Annotated in this window: 12 protein-coding genes; 3 read left to right on the forward strand and 9 right to left on the reverse strand. The window is 33.1% G+C overall.

From position 1 onward, the window contains the following. Positions 1-43 precede the first annotated feature (43 nt). Positions 44-274, reverse strand: a complete 231-nt coding sequence (locus tag RR554_RS07560; RefSeq protein ID WP_332463616.1) for a YneF family protein — start codon at positions 272-274, stop codon at positions 44-46. Positions 275-367: 93 nt separating this feature from the next. Next, entirely contained in the window at positions 368-1,264 is an 897-nt protein-coding gene (locus tag RR554_RS07565; protein WP_332463617.1) for a deoxyribonuclease IV, read from the reverse strand. A 135-nt stretch (positions 1,265-1,399) separates the two neighbouring features. Between RR554_RS07565 and RR554_RS07570 the strand changes: the two genes are divergently transcribed. Both RR554_RS07570 and RR554_RS07575 read left to right on the forward strand, forming a co-directional pair. Next, on the forward strand, positions 1,400-1,999 hold the full coding sequence (locus tag RR554_RS07570) for a GNAT family N-acetyltransferase (RefSeq protein ID WP_332467743.1): 600 nt from the start codon (positions 1,400-1,402) through the stop codon (positions 1,997-1,999). 89 nt (positions 2,000-2,088) lie between these two features. Beyond that, on the forward strand, positions 2,089-4,467 hold the full coding sequence (locus RR554_RS07575; RefSeq protein WP_332463619.1) for a transglycosylase domain-containing protein: 2,379 nt from the start codon (positions 2,089-2,091) through the stop codon (positions 4,465-4,467). A gap of 45 nt (positions 4,468-4,512) precedes the next feature. On the opposite strand, the gene ccpA is transcribed toward RR554_RS07575, so the two are convergent. The 3 genes from ccpA to RR554_RS07590 form a co-directional block, all read right to left on the reverse strand. Next, positions 4,513-5,514 carry a catabolite control protein A gene (gene ccpA, locus RR554_RS07580; RefSeq protein WP_332463620.1) on the reverse strand — a complete coding sequence of 334 codons (1,002 nt, stop codon included), beginning with the start codon at positions 5,512-5,514 and terminating at the stop codon, positions 4,513-4,515. 188 nt (positions 5,515-5,702) lie between these two features. Continuing rightward, positions 5,703-6,155 carry a YtxH domain-containing protein gene (locus tag RR554_RS07585; RefSeq protein WP_332467744.1) on the reverse strand — a complete coding sequence of 151 codons (453 nt, stop codon included), beginning with the start codon at positions 6,153-6,155 and terminating at the stop codon, positions 5,703-5,705. 20 nt (positions 6,156-6,175) lie between these two features. Then, positions 6,176-6,601 carry a DUF948 domain-containing protein gene (locus RR554_RS07590; protein WP_332463622.1) on the reverse strand — a complete coding sequence of 142 codons (426 nt, stop codon included), beginning with the start codon at positions 6,599-6,601 and terminating at the stop codon, positions 6,176-6,178. A gap of 123 nt (positions 6,602-6,724) precedes the next feature. Here RR554_RS07590 and RR554_RS07595 point away from each other — a divergent pair, with 123 nt between their 5' ends. Next, positions 6,725-7,618 (forward strand): mechanosensitive ion channel family protein, encoded by an 894-nt coding sequence (locus tag RR554_RS07595; protein ID WP_332463623.1) that lies wholly within the window; start codon positions 6,725-6,727, stop codon positions 7,616-7,618. Between the two features lie 53 nt (positions 7,619-7,671). On the opposite strand, the gene cbpB is transcribed toward RR554_RS07595, so the two are convergent. The 4 genes from cbpB to racE all read right to left on the reverse strand — a co-directional run bounded on the left by cbpB (position 7,672) and on the right by racE (position 10,986). Beyond that, positions 7,672-8,190: a cyclic-di-AMP-binding protein CbpB gene (gene cbpB, locus RR554_RS07600; RefSeq protein WP_332463624.1), complete on the reverse strand. Its 519-nt coding sequence runs from the start codon at positions 8,188-8,190 to the stop codon at positions 7,672-7,674. 103 nt (positions 8,191-8,293) lie between these two features. After that, a complete protein-coding gene (locus RR554_RS07605; protein WP_332463625.1) occupies positions 8,294-8,809 on the reverse strand; it encodes a metallophosphoesterase in 516 nt (171 codons plus the stop codon). A 4-nt stretch (positions 8,810-8,813) separates the two neighbouring features. Next, positions 8,814-10,163 (reverse strand): ribonuclease PH, encoded by a 1,350-nt coding sequence (gene rph / locus RR554_RS07610; protein ID WP_332463626.1) that lies wholly within the window; start codon positions 10,161-10,163, stop codon positions 8,814-8,816. Between the two features lie 16 nt (positions 10,164-10,179). Then, complete coding sequence (racE, locus tag RR554_RS07615) at positions 10,180-10,986, reverse strand: glutamate racemase (protein WP_332463627.1); 807 nt, start codon at positions 10,984-10,986, stop codon at positions 10,180-10,182. Positions 10,987-11,223 lie beyond the last annotated feature (237 nt).

The following is an 11,223-nucleotide window of genomic DNA, read 5'->3' on the forward strand; positions in this document are numbered from 1 at the left end:
TTTCATTACAGTATTTTGATTGAAAAGAAACACCTTCAAAATACTATTTTTTCTTTTTAGTATTTTGCGTTTTCATATTCTGCATCATTTGACGAATTTTCTTCTCTGATGGTTTTTGTCCCATCTGAGCCATCATCATACGTAACATATCCTCGTTAACGGGAGGATTTTTCTCTAATTGATCTTCAAATGTTTTTTTAGCGAAAAAGAATCCACCTACTGCACCTAATAGCAATGCAATAACAATGAATAATACAACTAATCCTGTATTCATATCTTTGACACTCCTTCCTCCAGTTAATTAATCTCACAATTTCATATTTTACTAGAAAACGAGGAAAAAAGAAAGCACTTTTCTCCTAATTTTTTAACTTTTTGTAATTATATCCAATAAATCAGGATTAAATTTTTGTTCTTTTAACATTGCTATTTCAAATGCATAAGGTGCTTTGGCTGTTTTTTTGTCTTCGCCAACATAAGGTGTTTCTAATATCTTAGGTAATTTTTCAAGTTGCGGATGATGAACCACGTAATTAAGCGCGTCAAATCCAATCGTTCCAAATCCAATATTCGCATGACGGTCTTTATGAGAGCCTTGGGGATTTTTAGAGTCGTTCACATGAATGACCTTTAATCTATCTAACCCAATAATTTTATCAAATTCTTCTAACACACCATCAAAATCTTCTCGAACATTGTAGCCAGCATCATTAATATGACACGTATCTAGTGTCACTGATAATTTTTCATTGTGAGTGACACCCTCAATAATTTTAGCTAACTCTTCAAAATTACGACCAATTTCAGTTCCTTTTCCTGCCATTGTTTCTAAAGCTATTTGTGGTACTTGATCTTGTCTTAGAACTTCATTCAACCCTTTAATAATCTGATTAATTCCTTTATCTGCTCCTTCACCGACATGTGCTCCTGGGTGAAGTGTAATTTGAGTCGCTCCAATTGCTTCAACTCGTTCAATTTCTTGTCTTAAAAAATCAACAGCAAAACCAAAATTTTGTGGTTTAATTGTGTTTCCTAAATTGATAATGTAAGGCGCGTGAACCACAATATCATTCATATCAATGTTATTTTCTTTCATAAAAGCAAGTCCCGCCTCTATGTTTAATTCTTCAATTGGTTTTCTTCTTGTATTTTGCGGTGCTCCTGTATAAATCATAAATGTATTAGCATTATAGCTTGCTGCTGCCTCTGCTGAACCTAATAACATTTTTGTTCCGTTCATACTTACGTGTGATCCTAATATCATTTTTCTACCCCTCTTCTACGTTGTCTGTTATATTGTACCGTTTTAAATTAACGCAAACAAGTTTGTTGCCTTTTATTTCTCTTGAGTTTAGAGTACCCCTAAGGTATATGATAAATCTATCAAAGGAGTGATCATATGAGTATTAATCAAATAACCAATCAATCTCAGAATCAAGAGACTACAAAAGCGCTAATCATTGAAAGCTTTCACGGAAAATTTGCTTCAAGTGGTTTTTCCAATGAAGATATTATACGTATTGCTGAATCTTTCTGGCAATTTCCTTCCAAAGATAGCCTCAACAAGCAATATATTGTGACAATAGATCAAAACATCTTAGGAACCATGCTTTTAAAACGAAAAAACGACGAACAACCTTCTATTAAAGAAATCCTATCATTAATTCCTTCTTTTAATTTTTTTAAATTAATCAAATTATTAAGTATCTTTTCTATTTTAGAGCATCATGTCGCTGAAAATGAAGTCTATATTGATCATATTGTTGCCAGTGAAGAGTACCGAGGACAAGGCGTTGGCTCATCTCTTTTAGAAGAAGCTAAGCAAACAATAAAATCATCAGAATTTCTTTCTCTTTATGTTGCTGATACTAATACACAGGCAATCCATTTATATCAGCAACAAGGGTTTAAAATTATTGAAACTAAAACTAGTTTGATCAGAAAACACCTGATATCAGAAGAAAAATGGCATTACATGATTTTCCAATCAACAAATTAAGCTGTATTCATCGGTCTTTACAACTCTAAACTAGGAATCAGGTTCATATAATGATATAATTTTATCATTATAAGCTTAGAGGTGATAAATTGACACAACCTAATGATTACAAACCATCTGATGAATTTAACCAAGATATTGAACAAGAGCTAGCAACAAAAGAGGAAAAGAAACACCATTCTCTTTCCTTTTCTTTAAATGTCCTGTACCGAGTATTTCGTTCCATTTTTTTAATTGGCATTTTAATTGCGGCGGCTTTAGGTTTTCTTGGCTTAGGTATCGGAACCGGTTATTTTGCTTCTTTAGTTTCTGATTTAGAAGTTCCTGGAAAAGAAGAATTGGCTCAAAAAATTAATGATGTTGAGCAACAATCAAAAATTCTTTATTCTAACGACGAACTTGTTTCAGTTATTAAATCTGATCTTATTAGAACATCTGTAAAATCTGATGACATTTCTCCTTTAGTCAAAAAAGCGTTGATTTCAACAGAGGATGAAAATTTCTATGAACATCACGGGGTTGTCCCAAAAGCAATCGCAAGAGCGACTCTATCTGACGTGATAGGCGTTGGTGGCAGTTCTGGTGGCTCAACAATCACTCAACAGTTAATTAAACAACAAGTATTAACGAGTGAAACATCCTATAAAAGGAAAGCATCTGAGATTTTACTTGCCGCTCGTACTGAAAAATTTTTCACCAAAGAAGCTATTTTAAATGCTTATTTGAACGTTTCACCTTTTGGACGAAACAATCGTGGTGAGAATATTGCTGGTATCGAAGAAGCTTCGCAAGGAATTTTTGGTGTTCATGCTAAAGAAGTCAGCTTACCACAAGCAGCTTACCTAGCTGGCCTTCCTCAATCTCCAATCGAATATAGCCCGTATACCAATAAAGGTGAATTCAAAAAAGAGTTTAAAGATGGATTACGACGAAAAGATGATGTTCTTTTTAACATGTACCGTGAAAAGATGATTAACAAAAAAGAGTATGAAGAAGCAAAAAAATACGATTTAACAAAAGATTTTAAACAACCTGAACCACCTCGTAGTGATGAAAGTGGCTTTTTGTATAACTATCTATATGATGAAGCAGCAAGAGTTACTATGCCTATCTATTACGAAAAAGACGGCTTAACTCAAAATGATATTAATAAATCAACTGATTTAGAACAAAAATATCTTGATATAGCTAAGCGTGAATTACGTCAAAATGGCTACACCATTAAAACTAGTATTGATAAAGATATTCATAATGCTATGCAAGAAGCATCACAAGAATTTGGTCATGTGTTAGATGATGGCCGCGGAAAATTACTAGAAACTGGTAGTGTACTGATGGAAAATAAAACAGGTAGAATTTACGGATTTATTGGCGGAAGAGATTATTCTCAAAACCAATTTAATCATGCTTTTTCCATGAGACGCTCTCCTGGTTCGACAATTAAACCTTTAATTGCCTATGCTCCTGCCATTGACTCAGGACTTATTGGTTCTGAATCTAAATTAGCTGATTTTCCAAAAAAATATTCTGATGGAACTGAAATTAACAACTATTCTGACAAAGGGAGTAGTACTTTCAAATCAGTTCGTGAATCATTAAAATGGTCACTAAATATTCCCGTTGTTAATTTATACGGTGAAATGCGTGATCATGCAGATGCTAAAGAGTATTTTAATAAAATGAATATCGGACTAGAAGATGAAGAGTATTCTTATGAATCTATTCCTTTAGGTGGTACTCAGCACGGTATGACTGTTAACGAAGAAACTGCTGCTTATGCCACATTAGCCAATAAGGGTGTTTATAATGAACCTTATTCTATTGAAAAAATTACCGATACAGAAGGCAACATCATCTATGAACACAAAAAAGAGCCAGTAGAAGTTTTCAAACCTTCCACTGCTTCGATTATGAATGATATGATGAGGGATGTGTTAAAATCTGGAACCGGTGAAGCAGCTAAGGATGCTTTATATAGTCAAAGTGCAACTTTAAGTAATGCTGACTGGGTTGGAAAAACTGGAACTTCTGAACTTCAGAAAGACTACTGGTTTACCGCTTCTACTCCTTCTGTTACTATGAGTAATTGGATTGGGTATGATGATAACACTCAAATGTATGACACTTGGAATAAACAAAATATGATTTTTTGGGCCTACGTAACAAATTACGTTTATCAAAGAAACCCTGATATTTTTGGTGTGCATGAAAAATTCAGCTTAGACTCAAGCGTTAATAAGCAAAAAGTAGTTGATTTTACTGGTCAAAAAGAAGGTAGCTTCAATACTGAAGGCTATAACATGAATACACGAGGTTCTAAAACTAAAACAAGTCTCTACTCCGCAGGAAACAATGCTCCTGATAGTAGCTTTAGATTTGGTATTGGTGGTTCTGATGATAATTATAAATCAGCATGGAATTCGTATATTAGACCTACTTACACACCTAAACCATATAAAAAACGATAAAAAAATAAGAGGAGGTTGACCTAATCAGGTCACCTCCCCTTATTTTTATTTTGTTGAACCTTTTTCTATTAAGCCATAAGGTAAGATAATTGTTTTTTCTTCAATATCTTCTTTGTTCATTAGTTTTGTTAATAAACGCATAGACACAGCACCAATATCATAAAGTGGTTGCGAAATACTTGTAACACTTGGACGAGCAATATCACTAAACAATGAATTATTGCTTGTAATAATTTCAAAGTCTTTAGGAACACTCATGCCATTATCTGTTAAACTATTTAAAAGCCCTACTGCCAATTCATCATCAGCAACAACTGCAGCAGTTGCCCCGCTATTCATCATACGTTCATGTAAATTAAGACCTGCTTTATAACTATATTCAGATTCAAAAACTAAGCCTTCATTAAATGACAAACCATTTTCTTTTAACGCTTCCTTGTAGCCGTTTAGGCGATGAACACCATTAATTGGATCTAAAAGAGAGCCTGACACAAAAGCAACTTTCTTATTACCAGATTTGATTAATTGGTTAGTCGCATCTTTAGTTGCTTCTTTGTAATCAATATTAACAGATCCCACTTGATTATCTGGATCAATTGAACCAGCTAAAACAACAGGAGTTTTAGAACGAGAAAATTCTCCTCTGATTTCTTCTGTTAAATGATGGCCCATGAAAATGACACCATCAACTTGTTTAGCTAAAAGCGTGTTTAAAACATTGATTTCTTTTTTATCATCACCATCTGAGTTAGCTAAGATAATATTGTATTTGTACATTGTAGCAACATCATCAATACCTCGTGCTAATGACGCAAAATAAGCATTACTCACATCAGGTATAATAACACCTACTGTTGTTGTACGTTTACTCGCTAAGCCACGAGCAACTGCATTAGGACGATAATCTAATCGTTCAATAACTTCTAATACTTTTTTTCTTGTTGCTGGTTTAACATTTGGGTTTCCGTTAACAACACGAGAAACGGTTGCCATAGAAACGGCTGCTTCACGAGCAACATCATAAATTGTAATTGTTTGTTTTTCCATTTTTACTTTTCTCCTTTAATAACATCTATTTAAATCATCTCAAACGATATTTGCATGTTTTATTGATATTAGATTATCAGATAACACATGATTTTGCAAGCGTTTTAGTAAGTTTTTCATGAAAACGTATGGAAAATTTCACATAAAAAAAGCCAAATGCTATATTTGGCTTTCCTTATCATTACAGTTTAAATGTCTGTTTTTTCAATAGCTGTATATAAGTCATCTGTGATATCATCTTCATTTAACACAATATCTTCATGCGTTAAGTCGTTTACTTTACCCTTAACTTCATTAGACGTTCTTTTAAATTCTTCTTGTACGCCAGATGTTTTATCTTTTAATCCTTCTAAAAGATCATTTGATGTCATTTTAGCATGATCAACACGTGCTGAAACTTTATCTCCTACCCAGCTGTACTCTTCTTTTTTTTGTTTTGCTAAATCATTAATTTCATTACTTTTTAGTTGAGCAATTCCTGCGAATTCACTTGCTTTTCCTTCAGATACATCATCCAATTGATCAAGTAAATCCTCTCTCATTTTTTTACCACTTTTAGGTGTTAATAGTAATGCTGCTGCTGCCGCTGCTGCGCCACCAATAATAGCACCTACTAAAAATCCACTAGATTTTTTTGACATAATAATTGCCTCCTGAGTTATTATTTCTTTTTAAATAAATGTGCCGCGCCTTGCGCTGCTTTTCCAACTATTGTTGCAGTAGCTGCACTTTTCCCAGCATCTCCTACTTTTGTTAATAACGTTTTACTTGATGCGTTTAGTTCTGAAACACTTTCACTTAAATCAGCTACAGCCTGGAATAAAGGATCGATTGTTTCTACCTTTTGAGTGACATCATCTAATAATTCATTACCTGTAACTAATAATTCTTCGCTTTGATGAAGAAGAAGATCCACATCCTTTGTTAATACAGAGACGGATTTGTTGGTTTTGTCTAAAATTCGATTGACCTTCTCTACTGAACTGTTAATAGTTTTATTTAATTGTAATAAGAAAAAGACAATGACAACCACTAGTATCACAAAAGCTAGGGCTGCAATAATTGCTGCGATTTCAACACCTGACATCTTTACTACCTCCTACCTTTCATATAAAATACTAATTTTAGAATACCATTATCTTATTGTTTTCTCAACAACTAATTAAATGGTAAGATATAGAGTAGTATGTCACTTTAGGAGGTTTTAGTCATGCAAGAAACAACAAGTAGCACTCAATTAGAGTTAACCAAGCAAACAAAAAAAGGAATCCACGTTTTTCAAAAATTTTGGGATAGTCTTGATTGGGAAAAAATATTTTCAACCGTTATCTATAAAGCTATGATTATTTTAATCTTTTTGATTATTTTAATTATTATTCGGAAAATTGTCTTACATTTAATTGAAAAATCCTTTGAGAATTATCGAAAAAAAGAAGCATATAGTGAAGGAAGATTAAAAACACTTGAAACATTAGCAAAAAACTTTTTTCAATATTTCTTATTTTTTGTTCTTGTTTACTCTATCCTGACCATTATTGGCATTCCTGTTGGTTCTTTAATAGCCGGGGCCGGAATTGCTGGTGTTGCTTTAGGTTTGGGGGCTCAAGGTTTTATTAATGATGTGATAACAGGCTTTTTCATTATCTATGAAAGACAATTAGATGTTGGCGATCACGTTATTTTAGATACAGTCGAAGGGATTGTTGATCAAGTTGGGTTAAGAACAACACAGGTCAAAAGTTTTGATGGAACACTAAACTATATTCCAAACCGTCAAATTTTAATTGTAAGTAATTTATCTCGTGAAAATCAGCAAGTTTTGATTGATATCCGAGTAAATCCTGATGAAGATATCGAAAAAGTAAAACAAATTATGCATGATATTAACGAAAAAATAATTAAAGATATCCCTGATATTAAAACAGAACCAACGATTATCGGACTCATCAATTTACCTAATGGCTCATTTGCTGTTAGATGTATTGTTTATGCCAAAGCGGGCTCACAAATGATTGTTAAAAGTAAGATGACAACAGCTTACGTTGAAGCATTGACAACAGCTGGAATTGCCATTCCAACGTCACCATTAAATTTAGGTATTTAAAAAACCAATCAAACATTACTCTTTAATAAAAGAAATGTTTGATTGGTTTTTTTCTATCTTTTTGGAAGCAAGTTTAACTGTTGTTCTAAAACTTCCTCAGCTAAAATTTCTTTTTCATACACATCGTATTTTAGCTCTAACTCATGAGCTAAGTGATTGACTGATTTTAATATTTCTTTTCTTGTGACTATCCCTAAAAACTCATTTTTTTCGTTAACCACTGGTATAAAATTCGTATCCACTAAGTAATTCAATATTTTCTCAATATTAAATGGTACCATAATAGATTTAATATTTTTTTCCATGACATCAGAAACTAATATATTAGATAATCGGTCAGGATTAATTGATTCTGTATCAAACATCTCACTTACAACGTTTGATAAAGAAATCAAACCTACCAGTTGTTGCTCTTTATTTAGGACAGGTATTTTACTATAACCAATGTTAGTTAAAACAAGTAATGCATGCTCTAAATTATTTGTATCTGTTAGTGTTGCGACATTATCTCCATCGATTAAAAGATTTTCTTCATTTTCTAAAAAAATACTTTTCACAGCATTTCCTATCATTTGGAGTGCCTCCATTCATTTTTTATATCTTTATTCTACAACAAAATAACTATAGATAAAGCCTTTTCACATTTTTTTCATAAACTATTTAAACAAAATTAACTTATCTAGAAAAAACAAAAGACAATTCATCAATGACTTGATGGTCACGATTGTAGTATGTTACTTCTATTTGTTCAGCTCTTGTTTCAATTATCGCATACGTTTTTAAATGGCTATATTTACCTCGAGGCTGAGAAATACTACCTGGATTTAAAAATAAAATTCCCTGTACTACTTCTGCTGCTAATTTATGTGTGTGACCATAAAGACAAATTGTGGCATCTTTATCTCTTGCAGAAAGAGATAAGCTCGTTAACCCCATGTTAACATTAAATAAATGACCATGAGTCATATAAATAGTATTTTCCTGATTTGAAATGACGGACTCCGTTTCAAATCTAGGATGATAGTCGCAATTGCCTTTAACCACAACATATTTTTGCCATAACTCATCAGTTGGTTCTAATTCTGAATCACCACAATGAAACATACCATCTACTTTATCTTGCCAAAAAGTTGCAATATTAACTAAAATATCACGATCTCCATGATTATCACTTACCACTAAATATTTCAAAGAGTTACGCCTCCATCCATGTGTCAAAATCTGCTGACAGTTTCTCAATAGCTTTTGCTCGGTGACTTACCTTATTTTTTTCTTCAGGATTCAATTCAGCCATTGTCTTGTTTAATTCAGGCACATAAAATAATGGATCATATCCAAAACCATTGTCACCTCTTGGTATCGTTCCAATTTCACCTTCGACTTCACCTTCAACTACTAAACTTGCTTTATTTGGTGAAGCTAACACAAGGGTACAGTGAAATTGTGCTCCTCTGTCTTCTTTTTTTACATCATAAAGTTCATGTAACAATTTTGCATTATTAGACGCATCACTCTTGGCTTCGCCTGCATATCTTGCAGAATAAACTCCCGGTTGACCGTTAAGAGCATCTACTTTTAAACCTGAATCATCTGCTAGAACAATTGTTTGAAATTCTTTTGCTATTGTCTCTGCTTTAAGACGAGCGTTTTCTTCAAACGTTGTTCCTGTTTCTTCAACATCAGGAATATCTGGATAGTCTAAAAGTGTTTTAACTTTATACCCTTTTTCTTGAAACAATGCTTCAAATTCTTTAGCTTTTCCTTGATTTCTTGTTGCTATTAAAATTTCTTTCTCTTCTTTAATTATCGTTTTTTTTTTCGGTAATGCTCTTTCTAAACTTTCCTTTTGCTGAACGATTAATGTTTTAATTGCCTCTTCGCCTAAATCTAGTAATGTATTTAACTCTTCTCTTGAAAAAGTAGATTCTTCTCCAGTTCCTTGAACTTCTACCATTCGACCAGATTCAGTCATAATCAAATTCATATCGACATTAGCAGAAGAATCTTCCACATAATCTAAATCTGCCACACATTCTCCAGCTGGTAAAATCCCCACACTAATAGCTGCTAAATGTTCTTTGATAGGGTCTTCAGTCAATTCACCACTACTCATAAGTTTTGAAATCGCTAATTTTAAAGCCACAAAAGCACCAGTAATACTTGCTGTTCTTGTTCCTCCATCAGCCTGAATAACATCACAGTCTACAACAATCGAGCGTTCTCCAAGTTTTTCCAAATCAACAACAGCTCTTAATGAGCGACCAATTAAACGTTGAATCTCCATTGTTCGTCCTGTTAATTTCCCTTTACTACTTTCACGTCTATTACGTGTATTTGTTGCTCTAGGTAACATACTATATTCTGCAGTAACCCAGCCTGTTTCACTGCCTCTTAAAAAGGGTGGAACATTTTCTTCTACAGTGGCATTAACAATCACTTTAGTTTGTCCAAAACTAATGAGAACTGAACCTTCTGGATGTATTAAATAATCCGTTTCAATTGTCACTGGTCTGATTTCATTTACTTTTCTATTATCATGTCTCATTTATTCTATCCATCCTTTAAGGTAACGTAATATGGTTTACTGAGATATTCTCGATATTTAACCAGTCATGGCTAATATCCTCAAATATCTTTTTGGAGCCAGTCATAAAAAATTCATGGCCTTTTTCTGAGTCATTTGCTTCTGCTGCAATATTGTAATAATCAAGCAACATACTGACTTCGCTTACTGCCTCTGCTCCTGAATCAATTAACTGAACAGTATCTCCCATTTCTTTTTTTATTAATGGGCGTAATAATGGGTAGTGAGTACATCCCATAACAAGCGTATCAATTTCTTTGTCATTAAATGCAGATAGTGTTTCGCGAACAACTTGCTCTGCAACAGTTGATTCATATTCCTTACTTTCAACAATCGGTACAAATTTTGGGCACGCCAAACCATAAACATCCGTTTTCGGTGCTTTTCTATGAATTGATTTAACATACTCTTCACTGTTAATCGTTCCAATGGTGCCAATCACGCCAACTTTATTATTATTCGTTAACTTTAATGCTGCTCTAGCACCAGGATTAATCACGCCAACAACAGGAATTCGAATTGTTTTTTTAATCTCTTCTAAAGCAATTGCTGTGGCAGTATTACACGCTATAACAATCATTTTAACATTTTTTTTAATTAAAAATTGGGTCATTTCCCAAGTAAATTCTTTGATTTGTTCAACAGGTCTTGGTCCATATGGGCATCTCAATGTATCCCCAACATAATAAACAGTCTCATTTGGTAACTGTTTCATGGCCTCTTTAACAACTGTTAATCCGCCAACTCCTGAATCTAAAAAACCAATTGGATTATTATTGCTCATTTGATCGACCTCTTTATCTATATTCTCACTCTATTTTCTCTTTATTATGCCTTTATTTCAAGTTTTTTCTCCTTAATTTAAGAAAAGATTATGACCTGACAATACTGTTAGGCACTTGTTAAAAGAAAAAATAGACCAATCTAGTAGCATTCGTAAATAAAAAAAGAAGTTGAGACGATTGTTTCAACTCTTTTTTAACTCTATTTTTATAAAGTAACACTTGGTTTGGCATTCAAT

Origin of the sequence: Vagococcus sp. (assembly GCF_036639995.1) — a bacterium.
In the GTDB taxonomy this organism is placed as follows: domain Bacteria; phylum Bacillota; class Bacilli; order Lactobacillales; family Vagococcaceae; genus Vagococcus.